The 26217-nt window shown below is 70.2% G+C and carries 24 protein-coding genes and 3 pseudogenes; 14 read left to right on the top strand and 13 right to left on the bottom strand.

The window, feature by feature from the left end; genetic code table 11:
• Window positions 1-102: 102 nt before the first annotated feature.
• Window positions 103-627 carry a hypothetical protein gene (locus ACWDRW_RS24750; RefSeq protein WP_451726219.1) on the bottom strand — a complete coding sequence of 175 codons (525 nt, stop codon included), beginning with the start codon at window positions 625-627 and terminating at the stop codon, window positions 103-105.
• A gap of 159 nt (window positions 628-786) precedes the next feature.
• Here ACWDRW_RS24750 and ACWDRW_RS24755 point away from each other — a divergent pair, with 159 nt between their 5' ends.
• Entirely contained in the window at window positions 787-1134 is a 348-nt protein-coding gene (locus ACWDRW_RS24755; protein WP_451726220.1) for a helix-turn-helix transcriptional regulator, read from the top strand.
• 96 nt (window positions 1135-1230) lie between these two features.
• Here the strand turns inward: ACWDRW_RS24755 and ACWDRW_RS24760 are convergent, their stop codons facing one another.
• The 4 genes from ACWDRW_RS24760 to ACWDRW_RS24775 form a co-directional block, all read right to left on the bottom strand.
• Window positions 1231-1752 carry a universal stress protein gene (locus tag ACWDRW_RS24760; RefSeq protein ID WP_451726221.1) on the bottom strand — a complete coding sequence of 174 codons (522 nt, stop codon included), beginning with the start codon at window positions 1750-1752 and terminating at the stop codon, window positions 1231-1233.
• A 602-nt stretch (window positions 1753-2354) separates the two neighbouring features.
• Window positions 2355-2813 (bottom strand): MOSC domain-containing protein, encoded by a 459-nt coding sequence (locus ACWDRW_RS24765; RefSeq protein WP_451726222.1) that lies wholly within the window; start codon window positions 2811-2813, stop codon window positions 2355-2357.
• Between the two features lie 296 nt (window positions 2814-3109).
• On the bottom strand, window positions 3110-3748 hold the full coding sequence (locus tag ACWDRW_RS24770) for a response regulator (protein ID WP_451726223.1): 639 nt from the start codon (window positions 3746-3748) through the stop codon (window positions 3110-3112).
• On the bottom strand, window positions 3745-4965 hold the full coding sequence (locus tag ACWDRW_RS24775) for a sensor histidine kinase (RefSeq protein WP_451726224.1): 1221 nt from the start codon (window positions 4963-4965) through the stop codon (window positions 3745-3747). The genes ACWDRW_RS24770 and ACWDRW_RS24775 overlap by 4 nt, the downstream gene beginning before the upstream one ends.
• Window positions 4966-5135: 170 nt before the next feature.
• Here ACWDRW_RS24775 and ACWDRW_RS24780 point away from each other — a divergent pair, with 170 nt between their 5' ends.
• From ACWDRW_RS24780 to ACWDRW_RS24790, 3 genes and pseudogenes are all read left to right on the top strand, one after another.
• Window positions 5136-6224 carry an ABC transporter permease gene (locus tag ACWDRW_RS24780; protein ID WP_451726225.1) on the top strand — a complete coding sequence of 363 codons (1089 nt, stop codon included), beginning with the start codon at window positions 5136-5138 and terminating at the stop codon, window positions 6222-6224.
• Window positions 6221-6919: an ABC transporter ATP-binding protein gene (locus tag ACWDRW_RS24785; protein WP_451726226.1), complete on the top strand. Its 699-nt coding sequence runs from the start codon at window positions 6221-6223 to the stop codon at window positions 6917-6919. Before ACWDRW_RS24780 ends, ACWDRW_RS24785 begins: the two co-directional genes overlap by 4 nt.
• 425 nt (window positions 6920-7344) lie before the next feature.
• Window positions 7345-7443 (top strand): annotated as a pseudogene (locus tag ACWDRW_RS24790) (hypothetical protein); the annotation flags it as partial.
• 356 nt (window positions 7444-7799) lie between these two features.
• Here ACWDRW_RS24790 and ACWDRW_RS24795 read toward each other — a convergent pair.
• Entirely contained in the window at window positions 7800-8030 is a 231-nt protein-coding gene (locus tag ACWDRW_RS24795; RefSeq protein ID WP_451726227.1) for a tautomerase family protein, read from the bottom strand.
• A 211-nt stretch (window positions 8031-8241) separates the two neighbouring features.
• A complete protein-coding gene (locus tag ACWDRW_RS24800) occupies window positions 8242-8613 on the bottom strand; it encodes an SDR family NAD(P)-dependent oxidoreductase (RefSeq protein ID WP_451726228.1) in 372 nt (123 codons plus the stop codon).
• A gap of 542 nt (window positions 8614-9155) precedes the next feature.
• Here ACWDRW_RS24800 and ACWDRW_RS24805 point away from each other — a divergent pair.
• The 5 genes from ACWDRW_RS24805 (at window position 9156) to ACWDRW_RS24825 (ending at window position 14262) form a co-directional block, all read left to right on the top strand.
• Complete coding sequence (locus ACWDRW_RS24805; protein ID WP_451726229.1) at window positions 9156-10043, top strand: helix-turn-helix transcriptional regulator; 888 nt, start codon at window positions 9156-9158, stop codon at window positions 10041-10043.
• A gap of 586 nt (window positions 10044-10629) precedes the next feature.
• Window positions 10630-12138 carry an APC family permease gene (locus ACWDRW_RS24810; protein ID WP_451726230.1) on the top strand — a complete coding sequence of 503 codons (1509 nt, stop codon included), beginning with the start codon at window positions 10630-10632 and terminating at the stop codon, window positions 12136-12138.
• 5 nt (window positions 12139-12143) lie between these two features.
• Window positions 12144-12578 carry a universal stress protein gene (locus ACWDRW_RS24815; RefSeq protein ID WP_451726231.1) on the top strand — a complete coding sequence of 145 codons (435 nt, stop codon included), beginning with the start codon at window positions 12144-12146 and terminating at the stop codon, window positions 12576-12578.
• 419 nt (window positions 12579-12997) lie between these two features.
• Window positions 12998-13189, top strand: coding sequence for a hypothetical protein (locus ACWDRW_RS24820; RefSeq protein ID WP_451726232.1), 192 nt, complete (start codon window positions 12998-13000; stop codon window positions 13187-13189).
• Window positions 13190-13320: 131 nt separating this feature from the next.
• Entirely contained in the window at window positions 13321-14262 is a 942-nt protein-coding gene (locus ACWDRW_RS24825; protein WP_451726233.1) for a diacylglycerol/lipid kinase family protein, read from the top strand.
• A 142-nt stretch (window positions 14263-14404) separates the two neighbouring features.
• On the opposite strand, the gene ACWDRW_RS24830 is transcribed toward ACWDRW_RS24825, so the two are convergent.
• The 3 genes and pseudogenes from ACWDRW_RS24830 to ACWDRW_RS24840 form a co-directional block, all read right to left on the bottom strand.
• Complete coding sequence (locus ACWDRW_RS24830) at window positions 14405-15640, bottom strand: PP2C family protein-serine/threonine phosphatase (protein ID WP_451726234.1); 1236 nt, start codon at window positions 15638-15640, stop codon at window positions 14405-14407.
• A 718-nt stretch (window positions 15641-16358) separates the two neighbouring features.
• A pseudogene (locus tag ACWDRW_RS24835) lies at window positions 16359-16673 on the bottom strand (transposase); the annotation flags it as partial.
• 110 nt (window positions 16674-16783) lie between these two features.
• The gene (locus tag ACWDRW_RS24840) at window positions 16784-17254 is read right to left on the bottom strand and encodes an ATP-binding protein (RefSeq protein ID WP_451726235.1); all 471 of its coding nucleotides are present in this window, start codon (window positions 17252-17254) and stop codon (window positions 16784-16786) included.
• A gap of 142 nt (window positions 17255-17396) precedes the next feature.
• On the opposite strand from ACWDRW_RS24840, the gene ACWDRW_RS24845 reads away from it, so the two are divergent.
• The 3 genes and pseudogenes from ACWDRW_RS24845 to ACWDRW_RS24855 all read left to right on the top strand — a co-directional run.
• Window positions 17397-18164: an IclR family transcriptional regulator gene (locus tag ACWDRW_RS24845; protein ID WP_451726236.1), complete on the top strand. Its 768-nt coding sequence runs from the start codon at window positions 17397-17399 to the stop codon at window positions 18162-18164.
• Between the two features lie 41 nt (window positions 18165-18205).
• A complete protein-coding gene (gene glpK, locus ACWDRW_RS24850; protein WP_451726237.1) occupies window positions 18206-19720 on the top strand; it encodes a glycerol kinase GlpK in 1515 nt (504 codons plus the stop codon).
• Between the two features lie 118 nt (window positions 19721-19838).
• Window positions 19839-20096: pseudogene (locus ACWDRW_RS24855) on the top strand (IS5/IS1182 family transposase); the annotation flags it as partial.
• 174 nt (window positions 20097-20270) lie between these two features.
• On the opposite strand, the gene ACWDRW_RS24860 reads toward ACWDRW_RS24855, so the two are convergent.
• From ACWDRW_RS24860 to ACWDRW_RS24870, 3 genes are all read right to left on the bottom strand, one after another.
• Window positions 20271-20852 carry a TetR/AcrR family transcriptional regulator gene (locus ACWDRW_RS24860; RefSeq protein WP_451726238.1) on the bottom strand — a complete coding sequence of 194 codons (582 nt, stop codon included), beginning with the start codon at window positions 20850-20852 and terminating at the stop codon, window positions 20271-20273.
• 77 nt (window positions 20853-20929) lie between these two features.
• Window positions 20930-21820 carry an SDR family NAD(P)-dependent oxidoreductase gene (locus ACWDRW_RS24865; RefSeq protein WP_451726239.1) on the bottom strand — a complete coding sequence of 297 codons (891 nt, stop codon included), beginning with the start codon at window positions 21818-21820 and terminating at the stop codon, window positions 20930-20932.
• Window positions 21821-22634: 814 nt separating this feature from the next.
• Entirely contained in the window at window positions 22635-23228 is a 594-nt protein-coding gene (locus ACWDRW_RS24870; RefSeq protein ID WP_451726240.1) for a TetR/AcrR family transcriptional regulator, read from the bottom strand.
• A gap of 58 nt (window positions 23229-23286) precedes the next feature.
• Between ACWDRW_RS24870 and ACWDRW_RS24875 the strand changes: the two genes are divergently transcribed.
• Both ACWDRW_RS24875 and ACWDRW_RS24880 read left to right on the top strand, forming a co-directional pair.
• A complete protein-coding gene (locus ACWDRW_RS24875) occupies window positions 23287-24237 on the top strand; it encodes a patatin-like phospholipase family protein (RefSeq protein ID WP_451726241.1) in 951 nt (316 codons plus the stop codon).
• Window positions 24234-25694, top strand: coding sequence for a flavin-containing monooxygenase (locus tag ACWDRW_RS24880; RefSeq protein ID WP_451726242.1), 1461 nt, complete (start codon window positions 24234-24236; stop codon window positions 25692-25694). Before ACWDRW_RS24875 ends, ACWDRW_RS24880 begins: the two co-directional genes overlap by 4 nt.
• The last annotated feature ends 523 nt before the right edge of the window (window positions 25695-26217 follow it).

A 26217-nucleotide genomic window follows, 5' to 3' on the forward strand; every position in this document is an offset into this window, starting at 1 on the left:
TCCAGGGCATGAGGAGCGGGTCGGTGGCCGGGCTTTGAGCGGCGTACGGAGGGTGGGCCGGGCCCGGGCCACTCGTGGGACGTCACACAGGCGGTCACCTCCTCACGCCGGGCTTCGCGCGGGGGCGCGGTGTTGCGGGCACGTCGGGAGGGCGACGCACACACAGCGACACATATCTCGTGCCCCTTCGGCCACCTGTCGGGCGGCGGGTGTGGGCAGGCCCCGCTGGGCGAGTGTCCACACGTTGCGCAGCCCGGCCGGGGAGAGGTCGCACGTCCCCAGGCCGGCGCCGTTGACGGGCGCGGTGAATCGGGTTGGGGCGACGGCGTGACCGAAGGGGCCGCCGTGTGCAGCGGATGCTTCGATCAGGCTGTGCGCGTCCAGCCCGGTCGGCCCCCGGCCGGAGGCGACCACCAGCGGCGAGTGATGCCGGGCGGCCAGGGCCGGCACCCCGCCCGCAGCCCGCAGCCGCGGCTGCCCGCCACCGTCGGCCGGGACGAGGTGGACGACAGGGGTGCAGCCGATGTCTTCGGGCCGGTTGGTCACCAGCGCGGTGACCGGACGAGGCAGCAGGGGCAGGACTGGCGGACCTGAGGCGGCGAGCCGGGTGAGGGTCGGAACGGGCATCGTGACCCCCTTTCAGCGGGGTCGAGGCCAGTGGCGGGGGTGTCTTCAGCGTCACTCGACCGCGTGATTCCCGTCAAGAGTTACGCGAAAACTTTTTCGTCAATACATTTTCGCGAAAAGGTCTTGTTCATACGAAGTGAGCTTCGTATGGTGGAGGTCATGACCCAGCCTTCTGCCGCGCGCGGCGACCAGTGGACGTTCCTGACCAACCACGCCCGCGTCCTGATCGCCCTCGCCCGCGACCCGGAAGCGCGCGGACGCGACGTCGCCGACCAGATCGGCATCACCGAACGAGCCGTACAACTGATCGTCGCCGACCTCGAAGCGGCCGGCTACCTCACCCGCACCCGCGTCGGGCGCCGCAACCGCTACACCATCGACCCCACCGTGGCCCTGCGTCACCCGTCCGAGGCCGACCACCCCGTCGGTGACCTTCTGGGCACCTTCCTGCACCGCGAGGACATTCCCGCCGCCGCCGGCACGGGAGCCGAGCATGCCGCCTCGTAAAGCCATCCGCCCGGAAGTGCGGCCCGGAGCTGGGGTGTACGCACATCCTCTCCCCGTCGGGCGATCCGGGACCGACGTCTGACCGGCCGCTGGGCGTCAGGCGGGAGGGCAGGGCGCGGCCAGCGGCACCCAGGGCACTGGTGAGGCCGCGTGCACCAACGGTCCGCCGCGGATCGCGGCCGCCTGCATCACCGTGCACGCATCCAGCCCAGACGGCCCGCTGCGCGAGACAACCAGCACCGAACAGCCGTGGGCGACGGCCACGTCCAGCAGGCCCTTCGCCTCACCCAGGCGCCCGCCCCGGCTCGTCGGGCGGTGGTAGACGGCCGGCTCATAGGTGAGACCGGCGCGGGCCAGGCGCGACAGCGCCCGCCCCAGCACCGCACGGGCCGCCATGCCGTCCGGGCGAGGCGCCAACCGCGGCGGCAGTGGGGGCAGTACGGCGATCAGCAGCAACGGTGCACCCCGGGCGGCGGCGAGCCGCACTGCGACGTCGACCACGGCGGTGTCGTCCAGGCGGTCGGTCAGCGCCGCAGCCACCGGGAACCGCGGGCGCGGGCGGGGGGACGGGGCTGTGTCATCTGCGGCCGGCGCGAGGGGTGGGCGCAGAGCCTTCATGGCGGTCGCTCCTTCCGGGAGCGAGGAGAAGGGGCACCTCCAGCGTCGCTTTCGCCCTCAATGTACGTCAATACTTACGCGAAAGATTTTTCGCGTAAGTGGCATCGCATATCTCGATCGGCGGTGCTCGGCCCAGGCGCTTTTGGCGTCGGCGTCGGTGAAGAATCCGCTCGATCCTGGTCGTTCAATGACGCCCGTGAAGAGGCGAGGATCAGCGGCGGGGCAGCCGTGCAAGTCGCCCGGCCGTTGGTCACCCGGCCCGCGCGCTGCTGCTCGCCGAAGAGCCCACGGGGCGCGCCCGACACCGCCGCGGGCCAGAACGTCAGCGAACTGCAGATGGATCTGCACCGCGCCGGACACACCGTCGTGCTGGCGACACATGACCTGACGCTGGCGGAGGCGCGCGAACCGCACTGTGCACCCGGTCGACCGCCGCGGCGCCTTCGACTCCAACGCGCCCGCCGTCCGATGAGCATGTGCGGTACCGGCACGCTGGGCCGGTGTGCGCTATGAAACGCATAGCGAGCGGGAGTTCGGCCTGTACCTTGGCAGATCGCCGTCCCCGTCGGTCCGTACCCATTGACCAGCCACTCCCCGGGCGGTCAAACAAGAGCGACAGCGTCGCCGACACTCACCGGGCCGGGCACGACCACTGACGCCAGGGCGTCCAGCCGGGCGTCGTGCCCCTTCGCGATCGCTAGCAGCACCAGCGGTGAATGAGGCAGACCCGGCTGGGCCTGATTGGTCATGACACACCGTTCGCTGGAGCGCACGAACTCCACGCGCAGGGCATGCCCGAACCATGCCTTGCGTCCGAACCACTCGTCCTCGACGAAGGGGCGCGTACCGGGAGGCGTTCGCACCAGGAGATTCGGGCGGAAGCGCCGCTCGTCGACCGGAACACCGGCCACGGCCGCGCGCACCCAGTCGAGGGTGGCCGTAGTCAGGACGCTGAGGGGGAGCTGGTCGAAGTGGGAGACAGCTTGCTCGCGGGCCAGTTCGACGTCGTCCAGGCTGAGGTATCGACGTAGGTGGGCCGTCGGGGTATCCGGCGGAATCAACGGGTGTTCTTCCCCGAGCCGAAATTCCCTCGCCGTCGCGCACCGCGAACAGGCGGTCCCCGACGAGACCGCGAGGCTCGACGTCCGCTTGCCGCAGCTGTTCGCCCCCCTGTCGACTTGATCGGGTACCGCCATATGCGCTCGACTGTGCCCATCCCGTTCGTCATTGAGCAGACATGGCAGGAGCTTCCCTGCCCGATTCCGGGCGCAGAATGGGGTATTGGCACTCCGAGGCAATGCGATCGGGGCGTGATCACATCCCGGCCTGATGCTGAGCCGATCTTGGGGGTAGGGGGTCAGCGGCGGATGAGGCCGAGGTCGATGGCTGTGGCGACGGCCGCGGTGCGGGAGTCGACGCCGAGTTTGCCGTAGATGCGCGTGAGGTGGGACTTGACGGTGCCTTCGGTCAGGTGGAGGCGCGCGCCGATGGCTTGGTTGGACAGGCCGTCAGCGACCAGGGCGAGGACTTCGCTCTCGCGGCGGGTCAGGGCGGCACCGGGGGCGCGGAGGCGGTTCATCAACCGGTCCGCGACGGCGGGCGCGAGTGTGGTGCGTCCGGCGGCGGCGGTGCGTACGGCGGCGGCCAGATCCTCGGGCGGGGCGTCTTTGAGGAGGTAGCCGGTGGCGCCGGCTTCGATGGCGGGCAGGGTGTCGGCGTCCGAGTCGTAGGTGGTGACGATCAGCACGCGGGGGGCTTCCGGCCGGGAGGTGATCTGGGCGGTGGCTTCGGCGCCGCCCATGCCTTTGCCGAACTGCAGATCCATCAACACGACGTCGATGTCGCCTTCGGCGGCCCGGGCGACGGCGTCCTCGGCGGTGGCGGCTTCGGCCACGACGAGGAGGCCCGGTTCGGTTTCCAGAACGGCGCGCAGTCCGGCCCGTACGACGGGGTGGTCGTCGGCCAGGAGTAGACGGACGGGGGCGTCGTCGGTCACGTTCGGGCCTCACGCTGGGTCTGGGCCGGCGGGGTGAAAGGTAGTTGGGCGGCCAGGGCGGTGCCGTGGCCGGGGGCGGATTCGATGGTGAGGGTGCCGCCCAGGGCGTCCACGCGGGCGCGCATGGCGGCCAGCCCGAAGCCGCCTGCCTCGGGGTCGGGGGCGGGCAACTGGTCGGGGTCGAAGCCGTGTCCGTCGTCGACCACCTCTAGGGCGACTCGGTCGCCGAGGTAGCTGAGGGTGACTTCGGCGGTGGTGGCCTCGGCGTGGTGGACGGTGTTGGCCAGGGCTGACTGGGCGATCCGCAGCAGGGCGACCTCGTGTGCGATGGCGAGCGGGGCGGGGTCGCCGGTGAGGTGGAAGCGTGTGGGGAGGCGGTGGCGGGAAGCGGTGGTGGTGCACAGGCGTTTCAGGGCGCCGGCCAGGGTGGTGCCGTCCAACGTGGGTGGGGTGAGTGCGGCGACGAAGCGGCGGGCTTCGGCGAGGTTGTCGACGGCGGCCTGCCGCGCCTGGTCGACGTAGCGGGCCGCGTTCTCAGGGGCCTGGGGCAAGGCTCGTTCGGCGGCACGCAGCAGCAGTTGGATGCTGGAGAGGCTCTGGGCGAGGGTGTCGTGGATCTCGCGGGCCAGGCGGTCGCGTTCGGCCAGCACACCCGCGGTGTGCTCGGCGGCAGCCAGATCGGCGCGTGTGGCGGTGAGTTCTTCGATCAGTCTGCGGCGGTGTTCGCTCTCTCGGTACAGGGCCTGGTATCCCCACACCACGGCCACTGCCACAGCGGCGCCGAGCGCGGGGCCGATGGCCATGGCGGGGCCGAAGGTGTGCTGGTGGGCGGCGAAGCCGATGATCGCCGCGGCGGCCGTCGCGGCCACCGCCGCCAGGCCGGCGCGGCGGGGCAGCAGGTGCAGCTGGAGGAAGTAGAGCGGGAAGGCGACCCACACGGCGTCGGGGGAGAGGGCGAGCAGCACCAGCCAGCAGGCGCCCACGACGGCCAGCCAGAGCCCGGCGGCCCGCCGTGAGCGGCGTACGCGCGGCAGCATGGGCCCGACCGCGTACGCCAGACCGCACGCGGCGGAGGCGGCGACGATCCATCCGGCGTGGGGCCGGTCGTCGGTCACGGCCCGGCCGGCGGCCAGTGCGAGCAGGCCGATGACCAGCAGATGCAGGCACCAGGCCAGGGTCCGGGTGGTCGGGGTCAGGGTGGGGGCAGCGGTGTTCACAGTGTGTTCCAGACTACGGAGGCCGCGGCCGAGGGGCCTCTATCGAAAGTAGGAACCCGCGTGCCGCCTTTCGGCCCGCGAAGTGCCGTCCTGGGCCAGATGCGCCCACAGGGAGTCGGCGGCGACGGTGGGGACGTACCCCTTCCCGGTGGAAAGGACAGGCCAAGGCCGTGTTTGTCGCCTGCAGAGATCTGAAGTTCGCCAAGGGGCGCTTCGCCCTGATGGGGACCGTCATCGTGCTGATCACCCTGCTGGTCGGGCTCCTGTCCGGGCTGACGGCCGGACTGGGCCGGCAGAACATCTCCGCGATCACGTCCCTGCCCGCCGACAAGATCGCCTTCCAGGCGCCCAGCGGCGGTCAGAGTCTGTCGTACGTCAACTCCACCGTCACCGAGCGGCAGTGGCAGCAATGGTCCAAGGCGCCCGGGGTCGAGAACGCCGAACCGCTGGGGATCACCACCACCAAGGCCGCCGCCGGGAACAAGAGCACCGGGGTCTCCGCGTTCGGTGTCCAGCCCGGCTCCCGCCTCGCCCCCGACAGCAGCAGGATCACCGGCAGCGCGGTGGTGCTGTCCACCCAAGCCGCCGACGACCTCGGCCTGCACCCTGGTGACTCCTTCACCCTGGCCGGGCAGCACCTGACGGTGGCCGCCGTCGAGGGCGACGCCTCCTTCAGCCACACCCCGGTCGTCTGGACCAGCCTCGATGTCTGGCAGAAGACCGCACCGCCCACCGGCAGTACAGACGGCCCGACCGCCACCGTCATCGCCCTGGACACCACCCCCAGGGCGAATACGGCGGGCATCGACCACCAGGCCGGCACCAGGACGGTCACCAAGGACGACTCGCTGTCCGCGATCGGCTCCTACACCTCCGAGAACGGCTCCCTGCAGCTGATGCGCGGCTTCCTGTTCGCGATCTCCGCCCTCGTCATCGGCGCCTTCTTCACCGTCTGGACCATCCAGCGCAGCGGCGACGTCGCCGTCCTCAAGGCTCTGGGCGCCTCCACCGCGAACCTGCTGAAGGACGCGCTCGGCCAGGCCGTCGTCCTGCTCGTCGGCGGCACTCTGCTCGGCACCGGCATCGCCGCCGCCCTGGGAGCACTCGTGGCCGACTCCGCCGTGCCCTTCCTCCTCACCCCCGCCACCGTCCTGCTCCCCGCCGCCGTGATGGTGCTCCTCGGCGTGCTCGGAGCAGCCCTGTCCATCCGCCGCATCACCTCCGTCGACCCGCTGACCGCGCTGGGGAGCGCCCGATGAGCCTGACTCTGACCGACATCACCCTCACCTACCCCGACGGCGACACCCGCCTGACCGCCCTCGACCAGGTCAGCCTGGAGGTGCCCAAGGGCAGCCTGACCGCCGTGGTCGGCCCCTCCGGCTCCGGCAAGTCCAGCCTCCTCGCGGTCGCCGCCACCCTGATCACACCCGACTCCGGCACCGTCACCCTCGACGGCCTGGCCACTACTGGCATGACCCGCGGCGAGCTCACGGAACTGCGCCGCCGCAAGATCGGCATCGTCTTCCAGCAGCCCAACCTGCTGCCCTCCCTCACCGCCGTCGAACAGCTCCAGGTCATGGCACAGATCGACGGCCGCAAGCCACGCACCGCCCACCTCCGCGCGATGGAACTCCTGGATGCGGTCGGTCTGGCCGACCGGGCCGGTCGACGACCCCACCAGCTCTCCGGCGGCCAGCGCCAGCGCGTCAATATCGCCCGCGCCCTGATGAACGACCCCACCGTCCTCCTGGTCGACGAACCCACCAGCGCCCTCGACCACGAACGCGGCGCCGCCGTCATCGACCTGATCACCCGTCTGACCCACCAGCAGGCAACCGCAACCGTACTGGTCACCCACGACAGCACCCACCTCGCCGCCGTCGACCAGACCGCCGAAGTCCACGACGGACGCCTGCGCGTCACCGCCGCGCATCGCTGGCACGCGGGTCTGTAGGGGAGCGGTTCAACTCCCGATCTTCAAAGGACAGTTGGTGATGCCTGACGAGACGAGTGACGCCGAGGCCAGGAAGGCTGTGAGGGGGCCGGACGCCGTGGACGGCCCTCGCTGACGGACAACAGCGCCTGGCACGTGGCCTGCCGTATCTGTTTGGTCGAGCGGCGTGCCCGGACTGCGGCACTGGCTTCGAGGTGGTTGACCGGGTCCCCGCGCGCTGGATGCCTGACACGGCGGCAACAATGTGATGATCCGCTGGCATATCGAGAAGAGGAGTGTCTGCGTCTCCTTCGAGCGGGAGATCTGTTCGTCGTCAGTGGTCGCCGCGGTGATCGAAGGGTTTGCTGCGGCACTGCACGGACGCTGGGATCGAGCTGACGCGGCCGGTCCGATGTGGGCTGATCGAGCAGCGGCGGTACGACGAGATGGTTTCGTGTGCCACTGCGCTCCGGCCCGGGGCGGCAGAGGCGGAGCAGGTGCTGCGGCACTCCACCCGCGACGGCCCCAGGCACCCCACCCAGGCCGCGCTCGCAGAGCTCGCGCGTACGGCGCGCACAGTCTTCCCGTGCGACTACCTGGCCAGCGCACTCCAGGTCCTGGAGTACGGGAACAGCGCCAGCACCGCGCTGCTCTGGTGCAACGTCAACAAGCACGGCAGCATCCGCATGGACTTGGACAAGCAAATCGAGTGGGGGTTGGCCGCCGTCGTGCCTGTCCCCGCGCCCGGGCGGACACCGCAGGGGGTGCGGGGACAGGACACGATGAAGGGCTTGGCCGCTGGTCTGACCGACCGCCGGATGAACGAGACAGTGTGGCGGACGCTCGATTTCGCGGCCCTCGGTTTCGAGGTGCTGTTGTGGCCGGTGGATGGCCGGTGCGGTCAGGCGTCGCTGGTGTTGGCCGGTGTCGCCTCGCTGAGCATGGCGAGGGTCAGCACGTTGCCGGAGATGCCCCAGCCGCCGTCGGTGACCTCTTCGATCAGAACCATGGTGTTGGTGCGGGCGCGCTCGCCGTAGATCTCGACATACAGCTCGGTGGTGCGGGTGACGATCTCCTCCTTCTGCTTCGGGGTGAGGGTCTTCTCGGGGACCTTGAAGTTGGCGAAAGGCATGGCTGGTTGTTCCTTCTCTGTGGGGTGTGACAGGGATGTGCCTGGGGTGAGCAGGCCGTCGTCCAGTCCGGTGCGGCGGAACAAGTCGGCGCGGAAGCGGTCGGCGACCGCGCGGACGACGTCGATGCCGTCTCGTCTGGGGTCTGTGTGGGTGCGCAGAGGCCGGGTGCCGCTTCATCGCGAACAGTCGCGACGGCTTCAGCGACCTCGGTCACCTCGGCGTTCGAAGGGATGAGCGCGCCAGGCGCTTGTCCAGATCACCCACAGGGGTCGGAGACGCTGGTCGTAGGCCTCCGCGCAGGGGATGTCGGCGGGGGCTCCGGCGTTGGCGAAGTGGTTGGCGCCCGGTGGCGAACGCACCGGGCACCTCGATCGCGGTGTCGATGCCGAACGGGATCACCTCGGCGGCGTAGCTGACGGATGTGGCGTCCATCGCGGCCTTGGCGGCGAAGTACAGGACGAGGAAGGGCGGGCAGCCGCCGCGGGTGCTGGAACTGCCGATCCACACCAGCAGCCCCGAGCCCTGCGCACGCCACTTCGGCAGGGCGGCGCGGTTGACGCGCTGGGTGCCCAGAACATTCACGTCGTACAGGTCTGCGAACGGCTCGAACGGTGAACGCCTTGGCGGCGCCCAGGACCATGTGCCCGGCGCTGTGCACGTCGACCCGGTGGTTGATGTCGTAGCGCTCGAGGCCGGCCGCCGCGGTCGCGTTGCGGGCCGCGATCTGGCGGATGCCCGCGTGCACGGTGTGTCCGGCGAGGGCCAGAGCGCGCACGGACAGTGGTGCCCCGAGGACGCCTGGATGGCCCGGTGATGAGGATGCCCCTCCTTGTGCGTCGTTCCTCACGACAGGGCCTTTCGCTGACCGGTGGGGTGGCTGCGGGCGGTTCAGACGATTCCGCCGTTGGCGGTGAGCCGCAGGGCTGGGCCGGGGCGGTTGTCCCGGCCCAGGTGGGGATAGGCATGACTGACTCCTGTGGTGGATGCGATCAGGCCGCGCTCTCGCCGTCGCCCTGCTGCGTCCTCAAACGATCGGTCGGCCCCCCAACCCCTAGCCAGGGCTGCGTTTACCCAGGGGATGCCACCCCCTGGCTACGGTCTGGCACGCGCGCGACCATGAAGAGGTGAACCTTCCAGAACTCGGCGCCTTCCTCAGGACACGCCGCGACCGCATCCGCCCCGACGAGGTCGGTCTTCCGCAAGGCCCCCGCCGACGCGTCCCCGGGCTGCGCCGCGAGGAAGTCGCCCAGCTGGCAGGGCTGTCAGCCGACTACTACACCGAGCTGGAACGCGGCAGCGCCAAGAACGGCGTGCAGCCCTCCAGCCAGACCCTGGCCGCCCTCGCCCGAGCCCTGCGCCTGAACGGCGACGAGCGCGACCACCTGTTTCACCTTGCCGAACGGCCGGTCCCTCCGTCAGCACACGGACCGTCGGCACACGTGCAGCCCGCGCTTCTCGGACTCCTGGACCGGCTGTCCGACACCCCCGCGCGCGTCATCACCGATCTGCACGAAACCCTGGTGGAGAACGACCTGGCCCGGAACCTGCTCGGCAAGTCCCCGGCACACCGCGGCCCGGCGGCGAGCTTCGTGTACCGCTGGTTCACCGACCCGCAGGCGCGCGAGAGGTACCCGTCCGAGGACCACCCGCACCACTCGCGGGTGTTCGTGGCCGACCTGCAGGCAGCGGCCGCCCGGCGCGGCCGGGACGCGGAGGTCACGAAGATGGTCGCCGTGCTGCGCCGCCGCAGCCAGGAGTTCACCGCCCTCTGGGACACCCACGACGTCGCGGTGCGCCGCATGGACCACAAGAAGATCGTCCACCCCACGCTCGGCATCATCGAACTCGACTGCTACAACCTGCTCAGTGAGGACGGACGCCAACGCCTGTTGTGGTTCACCGCACCGCCCGGAAGCCCGGGAGCCGAGCAGCTGGAACTGCTGTCGGTCCTGGGAACCCAGGATCTGAGCGTCACCGAGGACACGACACGGGACAGGTTGCCCGCAGCATGATCCGGATCGCGGCGCTGACCCGGCCGTGGAAGGAGAACGCCTTCCCGGCAAGGCGTGGCAGCGCCTGCTCCCGCAGAGAATCAGAAGCCCAGCCGGCGTCCTCCAGGTGGGCGAAATGTTCGAGGACTGCTGTGGGTTGCGGGCGGCGTAGCCCGCAGCAGGTCCTGGGCACGCCAGGCCGCTGCGTTCATCCGAGGGTCGCGAGTGTCCCAACGTCGGGGTCTGGTACATCGCGTCTCCGGGGTCGAACGGGCGGGGCTTTCGGATGAGATGCAGGGGCGGGGCGCGGCGGTGGACACCGGGTCGAGCCGCTGGTCCAGGTCCCGGTGGCAGGTGCCGTACGGATTGACGCTCCACCAGAACAGTGCGGTCAGACCGGAGTGTGGCGGGGGTTGCGGGGTTCGGCCCCTGTGCACAGCCACCCCGTCCCCTTGCCTCGGTCTGCTGACCGGATGGGGCTCGCGGTGGGGTGTGCGCGGGCAGACGGGCTGGAGTGCCCGGATAGCGTAGAAAGTCCCTTGGCTCCCTGTTGAGCCCCCATGGTGTTTGGATTCCACCCGCGAGCTGCCGGAGCGAAGGACCGTAGATGACCGATGCCACCGCTGAAGCCCGCCCGCCCGAGGGCGAAGGGCTGAAACCGAACGCGATCACGTTCGTCGACGCACTCGTCATCGGGCTGAACTCCACGTCTCCGGCGTATTCGTTGGCGGCTGTTATCGGTCCGGTCGTCGCGCTGGTCGGCATCTATGCGCCCGGGGTGTTGGTGGCGTCGTTTGTGCCGATGCTGCTGATCGCTTCGGCGTTCTACTTCCTCAACAGGGTTGATCAGGATTGCGGGACGACGTTCTCGTGGGTGACCCGGGCGATGGGCCCGTGGGCGGGCTGGCTGGGTGGCTGGGCGATCGCGATGACCGGTGTCCTGGTGGTCGGTTCGCTGGCGGACGTTGCGGTGACGTTCGCCCTGCTCGCCTTCGGCCTGGACAGCTGGGTCGACAACGATTTCCTACGGCAGTTGCTGACGGTGCTGCTCATCGTCTTCATGACCGCTGTCTGCGTGATCGGCACGGAACTGTCGGCCAGGGTGCAGAACTTCCTCATCCTCGCCCAGGTCGTCTGCCTGCTCGCTTTCGCGGTGGTCGCGCTGTACCGCGTCTACGCCGATACCGGCACGCTCGACTCCATCGATCCGTCACTCACCTGGCTGGGCCCCTTCGGCCCCGGCGGTGCAGCGCTGACCGGTGCGCTGCTGCTGGGGGTGTTCAGCTACTGGGGCTGGGAGTCGGCGGTCAACCTCACCGAAGAGGTCGAGGACTCGGCGACCGCCCCCGGCAGAGCGGGCGTCTGGTCCACAGTCATCCTGTTGGTGACGTACGTGTCAGTCGCCTACGCGGTCGTCGCTTATGCCGGCACCGCCTACCTCACCGAGAACGCCGACGAGGAGGAGTACATCTTCGCGCTGCTCGCGGGGGAGGTGATGGGCGGCTGGGACTGGGTCGTCCTGCTGGCCGTGTCCACGTCCGCGGTGGCCTCGACCCAGACGACGATCATCCCGGCGTCGCGGACCGCGCTGTCCATGGCCCGCCGGCGCGCGCTGCCCCGGCATTTCGGGCACATCAGCCACCGCTTCCGCACCCCCGACGTGAGTACCTGGTGGGTCGCGGGCATCGCCATCGCCTGGTACGTCGTGGTCAACCTCATCAGCGAGAACGCCCTGTTCGACTCGCTCACCGCGCTGTCGCTGCTGATCGCCTTCTACTACGCCCTGACCGGCCTGGCCTGCGCGGTCTACTACCGCCGTCATCTCCTCGAGAGCGTCCGCTTCCTCCTGCTCGTGGGGCTGGGTCCACTGATCGGGGCGGGGCTTTTGGCCTGGCTGCTGGTGGAGTCGGTGGCCGATCTTTCCGACCCGGAGAACTCCTACAGCGGCGTCTCCTGGTTCGGTCTGGGCCCGCCGCTGGTCATCGGGATCGGTATCGCGCTGGTGGGGGTGGTCATCATGCTCGTCCTACGCGTGGTGGCACCGGCTTTCTGGTCGGAACGCCCGAGCGTGCCCGACCCCGACCTCGTCCACGGCGTCAACGGCAAGGAGCACTGAGGAAGATGGCGATCGTTATCGGATACGACGGGTCGCCGGGCGCGCAGCGTGCGCTGCGGGTCGCGATCGAGATGGCGAACGTCTACAGCGAACCCCTCGTTCTCGTCTACGCCGCGGCGGCCCCCGGGGGCATGGGCGAGGAGTACCGGGCCCATCGCGAGGCACTGCACCAGACCGGGCGGGTCGCCCTCGACTACGCGGTGGCGGCGGCGGACACTGCGGGCGTCTCCACTCTGGTCGACCTGGTCGACGAGAAGCCGGCCCAGGCCCTGCTGGATGCCGCCGTACGCCACGAGGCCCGGCTCATCGTGGTCGGCACCTATGGCGAGAGCCCGATGCGCGGTGCCCTCCTCGGCTCGACCCCGCACAAACTCCTGCACCTGTCCCCCGTACCGGTGCTCTGCGTCCCGGGTCGGCACGAGGGGGGCGAGGAGGAGTGATGTGTAGCGCGGTCACCGACCGGTCTGCGCCGGATGCATTGGCCCGGCGAGGGGACGATGGAGCTGTAGGCCCGACCGTGCTGTTTCGGAAGGAGCCAGCGCCATGACGAAACCCTCTGATTCCTCTGGCACCGGCCCTGCGCCCAGCACCGAGCCCTCCCACGCCCCCAGGAGCGGGGGCTGGGCACGGTGGCGAACATGGGCCGGCAGATCCCGCTCACCACGGGCCTGGTCACGGTCGGCCCGGGAGTGGTGGTTTTTGCCTGGCCGGAGGAGACGCTGCGGGTGGTTTCTGCTCGTGCTGTGGATCGGCTTCAGCCGGCTGCTGCGCGGCATCTTGGTGACGGCTGCGGCGGCCTCCGCCGACACCCGGGCGCGGCTGGCAGCTGTTCTACGGGATCCGCAGCACGCTGGCGGGCATGGTGCTGATCGTCTCGCCGTTCACCTCGATCGTCGCGCTCGCCCTGGCGGTGGGCGTCACAGCGGTGGTCTTGGGGATGATCGAGGTCTTCCAGGCGATCAGGATGCGCGTCGAAGTCGGCCGCCTCGCCCCGAGCGCCACTGCCGCGCAGCTGCGGTCCCTGTGCCACCAACCGCACCCGCAGCACTGATCACCGCGAAGCCCGCAGCGCACAATGCGCCGCTGCCCGGCCTGCGCGGGGTGGGCTGCCGCAGCGTTCATTCCTACGTCGGCCGGGCGGCCGCAGACCGGCCCTTCGAGTAGCCAGAGAGGGGTGTGATCATGGCCTTTGCCCGCACCAGTGCCCGGGCGGTGATCGTGGCGAACCCGCGTTCGGGAGGCGGCAAGCTTGCTCGTTACGGCCTCCTGCAGCGGGCCGAGGACCTGGGTGCCCAGGTCTGGACGACCAGCGCGCAAAGGGACGCGGCGTCGCTTGCGAGGACGGCCGTGGAAGAGGGTGCGCCGGTGCTGGGGGTGGCGGGCGGTGACGGCACGGTGTCGGCGGTCGCGGCGGTGGCCGCCGACGCGGGTCGGCCGCTGGTCGTGGTCCCGGCGGGCACCCGTAACCACTTCGCCCGGGACCTGGGCTTGGATCTGAAGGACCCAGGGCGGGCGCTGGACGCTCTGGCCGACGGTGAGCCCGCGCAGGTGGATCTGGGGAGACTCGGCTCGCGCGTCTTCGTCAACAACGTCTCCTTCGGCGTGTATGCCGATGCGCTGCTGGAGCCCGGGTACCGGCAGGACAAGCCGCGCGCCTTCACCGCGGTGGCGCCCGGCTATGTCAAGGGCGAACAGGGGGTCCGGGCCCGCCTGGACTCACCCTTTGGGAGCGTTGAGTTCCCGCAGGTGGTGCTGATCTCCAACAACCCGTACCACCTGGCCACACCGCTCTGGCTGGGGCGTCGTTTCTCGCTCACCACGGGAGAGCTGGGCGTGATCGTCCTCAAACGCCCGGCACCAGGGCCCCCGGATCTCCTGCGGCGTCTGCGCGGCGAACTGCGCCGGCCCGCGCGCGGTGACGGTCCGGCGAGTGAAGGTGTCCTCGTCTGGTCGGCTCCCGGCATCACGCTGCACGGTGATGCGGGGCACCTGGATGCGGGCATCGACGGCGAAGCGGTGCGCCTGCCGCTGCCCGTGGTGTGCGCCGTCCGGCCGGGCGCCCTGCGGGTCCTGCTGCCCAAGGACCGGCCCGGGATCCCGCCGGAGCCCTTGATGCGCCGCTGACGCGGCCGCCCCTGCGGAGTGAGCCCGCCGCCGCAGTGTGATGCCGTCGGGGCCCAGGCGGCGGACGCCTTCGCCAGCCCTGTGCGCCGGTTGCTGACTCGGGCGGAGTGTCTGCGGGCGCTGTCGGGAAGGCGCGCGGGGTTCAGAGGCGGATGATGACGAATGCGATGTCGTCGCCGGCGCCCCCGGCGACGTCGAGGCGGGCCAGTAGTCCGTCGGCCAGCAGGTCGGGGGCGAGAGCGCGGTCCTGGGCCAAGGCGCTGGTCAGGCGGTCCAGGCCGGTTTCGATGTCCTCGCCGCGGCGTTCGATGAGGCCGTCGGTGTACAGCACGAGGGTGTCTCCCGGGGTGTAGGGGAGGCCGGCCTGGGGGCGGGGGACATGGTGCTCGCGTGCGCCGAGCGGCGGATCAGTGGCCTGGTCCAGCAGAGCGCAGGTCCCGTCGCCGTGGACCAGGACGGGAGGCGGGTGCCCTGCGCTGCTGTAGATGATCAGCTGGCTGCGGGTGTCGATGAGGACCTTGACCGCGGTGGCGGCCAGGGCGCCGTCCACGCAGCGGGCGTACAGGCCGAGGACCTCCAGGGCCTGGGCGGGGCTGGGAATGGCGCGGATGACCGCGCTCAAAGCACTGCGGAGCATGCCCATCACGGCGGCGGCACGCAGGCCGTGACCCACGACATCCCCGACCGCCACGGCATAGCGGTCGGGGGGCAGGTCGACGACGTCGTACCAGTCGCCGCACACGTTCAGTGACGCAGTCGCGGGCAGATAGCGCACGGCGATGTTGCTGTGCCGGTCCAGGTCCGGGGCCGAGAGCATGGCCTCCTGCAAGGTGACGGCGACCTGCCGCTCGCGGGCGTGGGCCTGGCGCAACTCGGTGTTCAGCCGGTGCAGCTCACCGGCCCGCGCGTACAGCTCGGCGGCTATGCTCTTCGTCCGCCCGGCCGCCCCCTCGCCGAGCTGACGGGCCTGGGGTGAGTGGACGAAGGCCGTGACGTCCTGTAGCTGCTGGACGATCCAATGCACGGTGCCGTCAGGTCCGCACAGCGGGGTGTGGATCACGGACCACCATCGCTCCTCGAACCCGCCCGGCTGGCCGGGTGCGGGGACGTCGTACCGCTCCAGCACCGCGGTTTCCGGCGTCCCGGTGTTCACAAGCTGCTGCAGTGAGGCCTTGAGATCGCGTTCCGCCTCGGCGCGGAAGCCGGGATTCTCCGGCAGGGCATCGAAAAAGTACTTCCCGACCAACTCGTCCCGGGTCCGGCCTGCGGCCCGCAGGCACGCCGGGTTGGCGTAGCGGATCACCAGGTCCGCATCCAGCACCAGGTACGGGCTTGGCGTGGCGTCGAGAAACGCCGTGAAATCGATGTCTGCTGTCATCACGCGCTCTTTCGTGGCCGCGAGCGCGACTGCCCGTACTTCCAATCTACGGGCCATTGAGCACTCGGGTCTCATTCGTGTCGTCCATAGGGCATCCCTAGGGCGTCGCACGTTGGCCCGTGCCCTGGCGGCCGTGGCTCCGATCGCGCGTGTAGCCGCGGATGCGGTCCGCGGTCGGCATCCGGGTCTGCGGGAGTGGTGTGAGGCGACGTCCCCGCGGTAGGCGATGGCGGTCCCGTCGCACCTCAGGGTCGTGGCGGGCTGCGGGTCCGTCCAGGCTCGCATCTTGCTGCCCCGGATCCCCAAAGAGGCGTGGGAGCGGCGTAGTTGTGGTCAGGGCTCCACGGGGTGCGCGGCGCTATCACTGGGTGACCATCGAATGGGGGTGCGGCAGGGTCGGTGGGCGTCACCGGCTTGCGGCTGGCCCTGGAGCCCGGATCCGGCCGACCGGCGAAGGACGCCCAGACAGCTCGGTGATCCCGCGGGCGATGGTGGCCGCGCTGATGCCAGAAGCGACGGCCACGAGCGTGATCCCGCCGTGGCCAAGCGCGGCTGCCTCGCTGGCCAGGTAGATCCGCCGACGCCGTTCAGCGGGAGCAAGAAACTGATCGAACTTCGCTCGTAGTGCCATAACCGAGGCCCGAGCGCACGCACCCGCAGTCACACCTCATTCTCCCGCCAACACCCAGCATCGAGCAGTAATCGACATACACGCCTCGGCAGTTCCGGAGTACTGGCGCTGGACCCCGGCGGAGGTGGTGCCCTTCTTGATGAACGCGGTGTTGTCGATGATCACGACGCCGTCGGCCTCGCCGAGTTTGCCGGCGACGTCTTCCTGCAGGTCGTCGCGGATGTCATCGGGCTCCCACTTCGCTCCGGCGAGGAGGTGCCGCAGGCCGTCGCGCGTGCGGTGGCCGGCCTGTTCGGCCAGCGGCCAGCCGTTCTCGCGGGCGACCGGAGCGAGCAGTCCGCGCACGTGGTCCCGCATGCGGCGGCGGAGCTCGACTCGGCCGAAGCGGTGACCGACGGTCAGGAAGCGGTCGTCCGGTTCGAGGTCCCGCCACCCGGCGGAAAGACCAGGTCAGGCAGCGAAATGCTGCTGGGGCATGAGGCTTCAGCCTGGTAGCGAGGGCCGACCTGCCGTCACGCCCCGGTGACGCCTTCCACGGTTCCGCCCGACCCGCCGAACCCCACGAAAACCTCTGCCCACCGGCTGGTCCCGCCGGAGTGCGCTCGCACGCCGCACCGAACCGACAGCGTGGTGACGATGCCAAGACCTCGGCCGTGCTCGTCCGGGTCACAGGCAGCCGTCGGCACGATTGCCGGAGCCGCAGGTCCGGTGTCGGTCACCTCGACGCGTACGACACCGTGCTGATCCCCCGAGCCCCGCGTCAGCTTCAGCGTCGCCGGCGGCAGGGCGTGCACGATCGCATTGGTGAGCAGTTCCGAGACCACCAGGAGCACGTCTTCGAGGACGTCGCCCGTCAGCGTCCAGTCGGTGAGGACCGCGCGTACATGTCGACGTAGCGATGAGACCGCCTCCGCGGCGTGCGGCACCGGAAGGATGTGTTCCACCTCCCCGCGAGGCGCGGTGCCGAGCTGCGCCATGATCATGGGCCCTCCTCAGGCAAGCGGCCCGGCCGGGAGCCGGGCGTGATGACACGCTAAGGAGGGAAATAGGGGCCGGTCAACGAACAGCGGTCGGCATTACCGAACGCGGGTCTAAATTGAGGTGAAATCGGACTACTATCGCTTCATGACCGGCCCCGTCCAGTCCATAGAACGGGCGGCAGCGATCTTGCGTCTGCTCGCCGGCGGTTCCCGGCGGCTGGGCCTCGGTGAGGTGGCGTCGTCCCTCGGGCTGGCCAAGGGAACAGCCCACGGGATTCTGCGCACGCTGCAACACGTGGACTTCGTGGAGCAGGACCCAGCGACCGGGAAGTACCAGCTCGGCGGCGCGCTGCTGCACCTCGGCACCAGCTACCTCGATGTCAATGAACTGCGTTCGCGCTCCCTCAACTGGGCCGACGCCCTGGCCGGCCGCAGCGGGGAGACCGTCCGCCTGGGCACGCCGCTGGAGGGCAGAGTGCTCGTCATCCACCACGTGTTCCGGCCGGACGACACCCTCCAGACTCTGGACGTGGGCGCGCTGCTGCCGCTGCACGCCTCCTCGCTCGGCAAGGTCCTGCTGGCCTTCGGCACCGCGCCGGTCGACCCTCTGCTGGAGACCGAACTGGAGGCTTACACCCGGCACACCCTGGTCCTCCCGGACGACCTCAACCGGGCGCTCGACGAAATCCGGGACCTCGGCTGGGGCGCCGAGGTGCAGGAGATGAGCATGGGCGAAGCCGGGGTCGCCGCACCGATCCGGGGGCAGGGCGGTCTCGTGGTGGGCGCGATCGGCGTCTCCGGCCCCGTCGAGCGGATCTGCGACACCAAAGGCCGACCTCAACCGGCCCTGATCACCTTGCTGCGGGAAGCGGCACGGGCGATCTCCAGAGACCTGGGCGCGGCCCGCTGGTAGGTCCCAGCGCCTGAGTGACCCATCGGAAAGCAGGCCCGATCATGGTTGAACGGTATGTGATGTCCATCGACCAGGGCACCACGTCCACACGATGCATTCTGTTCGACCACAGCGGACGGCTGGTGTCGGTCGCCCAGCGGGAGCATCGGCAGTACTTCCCCCGGCCCGGGTGGGTCGAGCACGACGCCGTCGAGATCTGGCGCAATCTCCAGCGCATCGTGCCCGAGGCACTGTCCAACGCCGGCCTCGACCCCGGACAGATCTCCGCCGTCGGCATCGCCAACCAGCGGGAGACGACCGTGCTGTGGGACCGGCGGACCGGCGTTCCGCTGGGCAGGGCGATCGTCTGGCAGGACACCCGCACCGCGCCGCTCGTGGAGGACCTGAGGATCGAGCCCGGGAACGAGTTCTTCCTCGAACGCTGCAGTCTGCCTCCCTCGACCTACTTCTCCGCCCCCCGTATCCGCTGGCTGTTCGACCACGTACCCGGGCTGGAGCAGCGCGCCCGGGACGGCGAGGTGTTGTTCGGCACGATGGAGAGCTGGCTGATCTGGAATCTCACCGGCGGTACGGACGGTGGCCTGCACATCACCGACGCCACCAATGCCAGCCGTACGATGCTCATCGACATCCGCACGTTGACCTGGGATGACTTGTTGATGGAGTTCTTCGGGGTCCCGCGAGCGATGCTGCCGGAGATCCGCTCCTCGGCCGAGAGCTACGGCGAGGCCCGCACTGTGCTGCCGGGCGTGCGCATCGCGGCGGCCCTGGGCGACCAGCAGGCGGCTCTGTTCGGACAGACCTGTTTCTCTCCCGGTGAGGCGAAATGCACGTACGGGACCGGCAGCTTCCTGATGATGAACACCGGTACCGACCTCGTACGGTCCCGGCACGGGCTGCTCACCACCGTCGCGTACAAGATCGCCAAGCAGCCCACGGTCTACGCCCTGGAGGGCCCGATCGCCGTCACCGGTTCGCTGGTCCAGTGGTTCCGTGACCGTCTGGGCCTGATCAACAGCGCACCCGAGATCGAAACCCTGGCGCGCACTGTCGAGGACAACGGCGGCTGCTACATCGTCCCCGCCTTCTCCGGCCTGTTCGCACCCCACTGGCGCAGCGACGCCCGAGGCGTCATCGTCGGGCTCACCTCCTACATCACCAAGGGGCATTTGGCCCGAGCCGTCCTGGAGGCCACTGCCTGGCAGACACGCGAGGTCATCGACGCCATGAACGCCGACTCCGCGCTCGCCCTGAAGGAGCTCAAGGTGGACGGAGGCATGACGTCCGACCACCTGCTCATGCAGCTCCTGGCCGACGTGCTCGATGTGCCCGTGGTCCGGCCCCTGGTCGCCGAGACGGTGTCCCTGGGCGCGGCCTACGCCGCCGGCCTCGCCGTGGGCTACTGGCCGGATCTGGCCATCCTGCGCCGTAACTGGCACCGGGCCGCCCAGTGGCTGCCGGACATGGATCCCGAACGGCGGGACTGGGAGTACGACTGCTGGCAGCGAGCCGTGCAGCGGTCCCTTGGGTGGATCCGACCGCCGAGCCCTTCGTGACGTCTCCCACCTTCCGCGGCCGGCCCCTGCCCAGCCCGCCCATGTGCCACCTGCGAACGTCGTGCCAGTGCGGTGATGACGATCGCGGCGGAGTCGGCTCCAAGTGACGCTTCCACCTCACGACTGCAAGGCATGGGAGGAGCCCGTCGCCAAGGCCGCCGTCGGCAAGACCATCACGATCGCCGACAGTGGCTACCCGGGAACCGGACTGGTCGTCCCGCATCGCCGCAAGCGCGGCCAGAGTGGCCTTCCGGACCGGAAGCAGGTACATAGCAAGTCCCACAAGCAGGTCCAGGCCGCCCGCATGAAGACCTGGAAGATCCTCCGCGACAGCCGTCTGAGGGGCGACGGCGTCCACCACGCCATGCGCCGTTAGCGCACGGATGCACAACCCACGTAATTCCTCAGCTTCAGCCGGTTTCGCGTCACGGAATTCCCCATCCCTGCCGTCGCGATTCCCCAGGGGGAGGGCGGTCGTGGACGTGTGCCGGAGGAGCTCGGCGTTGCTGCTGGGCGCAGGCATTACCCCGGTTGCGGCAGAGGGGAGATCTCACACCGTTGTTGGTGTGGCTCGCAGGCCGCCGAGCAATGCGGCCAGGTAGCGGTGCGCGTTGTCGATCCGGTCTGCGGGATCGCCGCCGCGTACGTCTACGGCGTGGGCGATGCCGCACATGAGCGGGACCAGATCGGCTGCGGCCAGGTCGGGACAGACCGCCCCGGCCGCGCGGGCCCGGTCGAGGAGTGCGGTGCCTGTCGACCACAGAGACTCCTTGAGTTCCGTGGTGCGCGGCAGGGCGTCCACGGAGGCGGCGGCGACCGGCGCCAGGGAGGCGTCGGTGACCTGCGCCTCGACGGTTAGGGTCAGGAAGGTCTCCAGCGCCCGCCAGGCGTCGGTGTCGGCCAGCGCCTGCCTGCCGTGGGCGGTCAGGGCCTCCAGGCGGGGGGTGGCGACGGCCTCCAGGAGCGCCTCGGGCGTGGCGAAGTGGCGGTAGACGGTTCCGACTCCGAGTCCGGTGCGGCGGGCGACGTCGTTGAGCTGCAACGGCGTGCCCTGGTCGACCAGCTCGCGGGCGACGGCCACGATCCGGTCCCAATTGCGGGCCGCGTCCTTGCGCAGTGGTGTCGTCGTCATGGGGACATGCTAATCGGATGGCTCATCCGGATGGTCGCGCCGTCCGTGGCTGGCCATGCCGGGCCGGGCCTGGCGGGTTAGGGCGCCACGAGGGGCGCGTGCTGCCGGCTGAGTCGCCGCACGGCATCGGCGACGCGAGGGTCGGTGGCCGCGCGCAATGGCGCTGCCGGGCGTGCCGTGGCGCCGATGACGATGCCGGTCCGGCCCGCCAGGGACTCGTCGGTGGCGGCGGTGATGGAGGACTTCGCGGCCTCGGATGCGGGGCCCGCGGTGGAGCGTTCGAATTTGCGGCGCACCAGCGGCCACAGCAACCTCAGGGCCGGTGAGACGATCTTCGGGTCGGTCATGGTGCCGTTGGTCATGTCGGTTGCAGCGCCTCCGGGGTCGGCGGCGAAGACGGAGACGCCGGTGCCGTCGAGCCGCGCCGCCAGGTCGAGGGTGTAGGCGAGGTTCGCGAGCTTGGCGCGGCCGTACCAGTGGAAGCCGTAGTAGCCGCCGGGCGGCTCGACGGCATCGAACACCCGCTTGGCGACACCGACCGCAGCCGAGGTCACGTTCACGATCCTGCTCGGCGCACCGGCCGTGAGCGTGGGCAGCAGCAGTTCCGTCAGCAGGTACGGCGAAAGGTGGTTGACGACGAACGACGCCTCCACGCCGTCCAGTTCCTGTCGATCCGCGAACATCGCCCCGACGTTGTTCACCAGTACGGTCAGCGGTTCGCCGGAGGCGGCATGCTCGTCGGCTATCTGTCCGGCGAGCACGCGCACGCCGTCGAGCGAGCCGAGGTCGGCGGGCACGAACCGGCCAGGGCAAGCCGGGTTCACCGCGTCGATCCGCTCGACCGCCCGGGCACCCCGAACGGGGTTGCGGCCGACCACGGTGACCGAGAATCCGGCGGCAGCCAGTCCCAGAGCTGTCTCCAAGCCGATGCCGGCGGTCCCGGCCGTGACCACAGCTGTCTTCCCCATGCGCTCCTCCACCCTAGTGATTCGGATAGGTCATCCGGTTAATGGCCACGGTAACACAAGCGGATGACTCATCCGCTTGTGGAGGCGGATGGGGCAGCATTGTTCAGGCGGTAGGCGCTGGCGTGGCTGGACGGCGAGCGATTGGGCCTGGTGGCCGCGGTGCGGTAGGCCCAGGAAGAGCGGTACGCGCGGAGGCCGTGGCGCTTGCCCAATGCCTCGCGCAGTGACTGTCCTGGCGGCGGTACTTCGCCGAATGGATCCGCGTGAGCGCGATCGCCAGGGACGCGGCCCGCGGCGCGGGAGACATGCTCTCGGAGGCGGTCGCCTGGTGGCACAGCCCGCCGCGGGCCCAGGCGTCCTGAAGAAGGCCGAGCGCGGTCTCGGTCGGCGTCCGCGCAACTCCGGCCACTCGGTGCGGAGTTGCGCACCGTCCGGGGTGGGGAATCACCCGCAGCCAAGGCGCCATGGGGGCTTCAACCGTGCGGTGGAAGGTATGTTCTTGGCTGCGCCTGTGCTGACGGAGTGGCCCCGGTGTGCGTTACACCTCACCTCGTTCCGCCGGGCTGTGCTGCAGGAACTCCCAGGCGTCGCGCGATGTGCGCTATTGCTGCTGGGTCACCTGGCTGTTGAGGCGTACGTCGAGGGCTCCGGGAACGGGACTCTTTTGTGCCCGGATCCGCTGGCGCACGCCACAGTCAGCTCCGTGAGCGGTGCGCCGCCCCCGCGCCTCGGCAATACGGATCTGCCTCGCCGGTCTCCGATCCGCCCTTCCTAACCGGGTGCCCGCACGCTCGGCGCAGGGGCATCGGCACCCTCAGAGGCGCCCGCTCATCACGCTGCGCAGCAGGTCAACGATGGGCTGCACAGGGACGGTTGGGTCGAAGGCGCGCTGGACGCCCAGCCCGATGCCGAGACTGAGCAGGGTCAGGGCGGCGGTGTCGGTGGGCAGGGCAGGGGTGATGCCGAGTTCGTCCGCCTGTGCCCGGATCAGGTCCGCGAGCGCGTCGGTGACGGTGCGTCGACGTTGGGCGAGTTGCTCGCACACCTGCGTGTCGTGGCGGTTGGCGGTGGCGAACTCCACTTCCAGCGAGGTCCACGAGCTGTCGCCGATGGTCTCGTCGGCCCAGCGGGCGAATCCCGCGATCCGGTCCTCGAAGCGCGGCGCGGTGCCCATCGCGGCGGTCAGCTGAGTCACCTGTTCTGCGGCGATGCGGTCGAGCACGGCCAGGCACAGCTCGTTCTTGGTCGCGAAGTTGGAGTACACCGCCCCCTTCGAGTAGCCCGCCGCCTCTGCGACTCGCTCCATGGACGTCGCTGTGAAGCCGTCGCTCAGGAAGAGCGTGTACGCGGTGTCGAGGACGTGCTCGCGGGTGCGGGCCTGGCTTTCGGCCCGGGTCAGTCTTGCCACCCCCGGAGGATACCGCTAGCTTTCGGATTCCCTCGGAATCCGAATACTGGGAGAATCCATGACGGGGAGTCAACGACGCGGATTGGTCGTCGGATGCGGCGGAACCCTCGGCTTCGCATGGGCCGTTGCGGCGCTGGCCGCGGTCGAAGAGCAGCTCGGCTGGGACGCCCGCACGGCAGAGGTGCTGGTCGGGACGTCGACCGGGGCGGAGGTCGTATCCGCGCTCGGATCCGGCCGGTCGGTCCGCGACCTGCTCGCGGCACTGCAGGACCGCCCCGACGCGGACCCGCTGCTCGTCCAGCACATCGGCGCGCACCCGGGCGCCCTGCCACCGGTTCCGTGGCCAGGACTGCCGGGCGCCGGCCTGACGGCGGCGGCCGCCCGGGGCCGTGTGCCGCTGGGGTCGGGGCTGCTCGGTCTCCTGCCGCGCGGCCGGGGGGATGCGGGGTGGCTGCGGGGCTTCGGCGCCGCGCTGGCCGACGGCCGCACGTGGCTCGACTCGTCACGTACGTGGCTGGTGGCGACCGAGACCCGCACAGGCAGCCGGGTCGCGTTCGGCTCGCCCGACGCCCCCGTCGCCGACATCGGCAGCGCGATCGCCGCCTCGTGGGCGATTCCGGGCTGGTTCCCTCCCGTACGGATCGATGGGCGCGCCTACCTCGACGGCGGGACGGTGTCGCCGACGTCGGCCGACCTCGTGGCCCCGCTCGGCCTGGACGAGGTGGTGATCATCGCCCCGATGACGACGTCCGGTGGCGCCCCAGCCACCGGGCTCAGCCGCCTGGAACGCGTCGTCAGGCGCTGGATGACCCGCACCCTCGACGCGGAGGAACACCTGCTGCGGGCGGCAGGGACCCGCGTCGTGCGGATCGAGCCCGGCGCCGAGGAACTGGCCGTCATGGGCTTCAACTTCATGGACCTCGCCCGCCGCCCGGCCACCCTCGACATCTCTCTGCGTACCGCCCCCGACCGTGTCAAGCGAGCCCTCGACAGGAGCACCACGGCATGAGCGCAGATTTCGACGTCATCGTCATCGGCGCCGGCATCTCCGGGGTCGGCGCGGGGGTCCGGTTACGTGAGGCCCGGATCCGGGACTTCCTGATCATCGAGGCCGCCGACGACTTCGGCGGCACGTGGCGGGCCAACACCTATCCGGGCTGCCAGTGCGATGTGCCGTCCCGGCTCTACAGCTACTCGTTCGCGCCGAACCCGGACTGGACGAGGGTGTACGCGCATCAGCCGGAGATCCTCGCCTACGTGAAAGGGATCGCCGAACGGCACCGCCTGCGCGAGCACACCCGGTTCGGGGTGCGCATGACCGAGGCCCACTGGCAGCCCGATGCGGCGCGGTGGCGGATCCAGAGCAATGCCGGCGAGTTCACCGCCCGGTTCCTGATCGCCGGCGCCGGGCCGTGGAACGAGCCCCTCATCCCCGCTGTCCCGGGCCTCGCGGAGTTTCCCGGCGAGGTGTTCCACTCCGCGCGCTGGAACCACGACTACGACCTGAGCGGCAAGCGGGTCGCGGTGCTCGGCACCGGGGCATCGGCCGTGCAGTTCGTCCCGGCCATCGCCCCGCAGGTCGACCGGCTGCACCTGTTCCAGCGCACCGCCCAGTGGGTGCTGCCCAAGCCGGACCACCGCATACCGAAGGCAGAGCGGTGGATGATGCGACAGGTGCCCGGCGCCCGGGCCGCGATGGCCACCCTGGAATACCGGGCCATGGAGCTCCTGGGCCGCGGATTTCGCAGGCCCTCGCTGCTGCGCGCCGTGCAGGCCGTGGCACACGCACACCTGCGCGCCACCGTCCGCGACCGCGAACTGCGCCGCAAGCTGACCCCCGACTACACCATCGGCTGCAAGCGCATCCTGTTCTCCAACCACTACTACCCGGCCCTGACCCGCCCGAATGTGGACCTGCACGCCTGCGCCGTCCGCACGATCGACGGCGGCACCGTGCTCGGCGCCGACGGCAGCAGCGCCGAAGTGGACGCGATCATCCTGGGCACGGGCTTTCACATCCTCGACATGCCCCTGGCGAACCTCCTCCACGACGGAGCCGGACGCTCCCTCGCCGACCACTGGCAGGGCTCACCCGAGGCGTACCTCGGCACCGTCACCGCCGGGTTCCCCAACGCGTTCATGCTTCTCGGTCCCGGCCTGGGCACTGGACACAGCTCCGCGTTCAGCATTCTCGAAGCCCAGCTCGATCTCGCCGTCGGCGCGATCTGTTCAACACGCGCCCAGGGGTGGGCTTCGGTCGAGGTACGCCGCGATGTGCAGACCGCCTACAACACCGAGCTGCAGGCCGCCCTCGCGGGCACCGTCTACAACTCCGGTGGATGCCGCAGCTACTACCTCGACGCCAACGGCCGCAACAGCTTCAGCTGGCCCTGGTCCACCGACCGGCTCCGCACACAGGTGGCACGCTTCGACCCCCGCGACTACAGCGTCATCCCCCGTCCCTGACTCGTTCCATTGATCCCTGACGCGTGGTTCGCGGTGGTAGCGCGCAAGGTGTTTGAGCGATCCGCTGGTTAGCGACAGCAGCCGCAGGTGGCGGTCGATGCGGCGAAGCAGCGGAGCGGGGGTGAGCCTGGCCGTCGGCGGCGAGGGGATGGGCCATGCGCGCAGGGCGTGGAGGGGGCACAGTCCTGGAAGACGCCCGCGTCACGCCCCTGCCGCAAGGCGGTTGTCGGCCACCGCGACTTGGTACCCGCCAGGGTGGACCTTGTCTGACATCCACCGGGCCGGTGCACGAGCTCACCGGAGCCGAACACCTCCGCCTGCGGGCCGCACGCGACACGATCGCCGACGCCCCGACCCGCCCCCTCACGTCCCATTGCGCTGGGTCCGGCAAGCACTATTGACCGAGTGAATTGGGCCGACCGGCCGGATGGTCGGGGTGAGTGCCGCCGCCTTCTGGGACCTGATGCAGACCAGGAGCGGGCAACGAGTTCTGGGTCATCCCCGACGGTGCCTTCGAACCCGA

It is taken from the genome of Streptomyces sp. NPDC003635 (assembly GCF_053587635.1).

Bases quoted from the DNA above. Each gene is read 5' to 3' on its own strand.
- ACWDRW_RS24750 (WP_451726219.1), bottom strand. From the start codon at position 627: ATGCCCGTTCCGACCCTCACCCGGCTCGCCGCCTCAGGTCCGCCAGTC.
- ACWDRW_RS24755 (WP_451726220.1), top strand. From the start codon at position 787: ATGACCCAGCCTTCTGCCGCGCGCGGCGACCAGTGGACGTTCCTGACC.
- ACWDRW_RS24760 (WP_451726221.1), bottom strand. From the start codon at position 1,752: ATGAAGGCTCTGCGCCCACCCCTCGCGCCGGCCGCAGATGACACAGCC.
- ACWDRW_RS24785 (WP_451726226.1), top strand. From the start codon at position 6,221: ATGAGCCTGACTCTGACCGACATCACCCTCACCTACCCCGACGGCGAC.
- ACWDRW_RS24795 (WP_451726227.1), bottom strand. From the start codon at position 8,030: ATGCCTTTCGCCAACTTCAAGGTCCCCGAGAAGACCCTCACCCCGAAG.
- ACWDRW_RS24810 (WP_451726230.1), top strand. From the start codon at position 10,630: ATGACCGATGCCACCGCTGAAGCCCGCCCGCCCGAGGGCGAAGGGCTG.
- ACWDRW_RS24815 (WP_451726231.1), top strand. From the start codon at position 12,144: ATGGCGATCGTTATCGGATACGACGGGTCGCCGGGCGCGCAGCGTGCG.
- ACWDRW_RS24820 (WP_451726232.1), top strand. From the start codon at position 12,998: ATGGTGCTGATCGTCTCGCCGTTCACCTCGATCGTCGCGCTCGCCCTG.
- ACWDRW_RS24825 (WP_451726233.1), top strand. From the start codon at position 13,321: ATGGCCTTTGCCCGCACCAGTGCCCGGGCGGTGATCGTGGCGAACCCG.
- ACWDRW_RS24830 (WP_451726234.1), bottom strand. From the start codon at position 15,640: ATGACAGCAGACATCGATTTCACGGCGTTTCTCGACGCCACGCCAAGC.
- ACWDRW_RS24840 (WP_451726235.1), bottom strand. From the start codon at position 17,254: ATGATCATGGCGCAGCTCGGCACCGCGCCTCGCGGGGAGGTGGAACAC.
- ACWDRW_RS24845 (WP_451726236.1), top strand. From the start codon at position 17,397: ATGACCGGCCCCGTCCAGTCCATAGAACGGGCGGCAGCGATCTTGCGT.
- glpK (WP_451726237.1), top strand. From the start codon at position 18,206: ATGGTTGAACGGTATGTGATGTCCATCGACCAGGGCACCACGTCCACA.
- ACWDRW_RS24860 (WP_451726238.1), bottom strand. From the start codon at position 20,852: ATGACGACGACACCACTGCGCAAGGACGCGGCCCGCAATTGGGACCGG.
- ACWDRW_RS24865 (WP_451726239.1), bottom strand. From the start codon at position 21,820: ATGGGGAAGACAGCTGTGGTCACGGCCGGGACCGCCGGCATCGGCTTG.
- ACWDRW_RS24875 (WP_451726241.1), top strand. From the start codon at position 23,287: ATGACGGGGAGTCAACGACGCGGATTGGTCGTCGGATGCGGCGGAACC.
- ACWDRW_RS24880 (WP_451726242.1), top strand. From the start codon at position 24,234: ATGAGCGCAGATTTCGACGTCATCGTCATCGGCGCCGGCATCTCCGGG.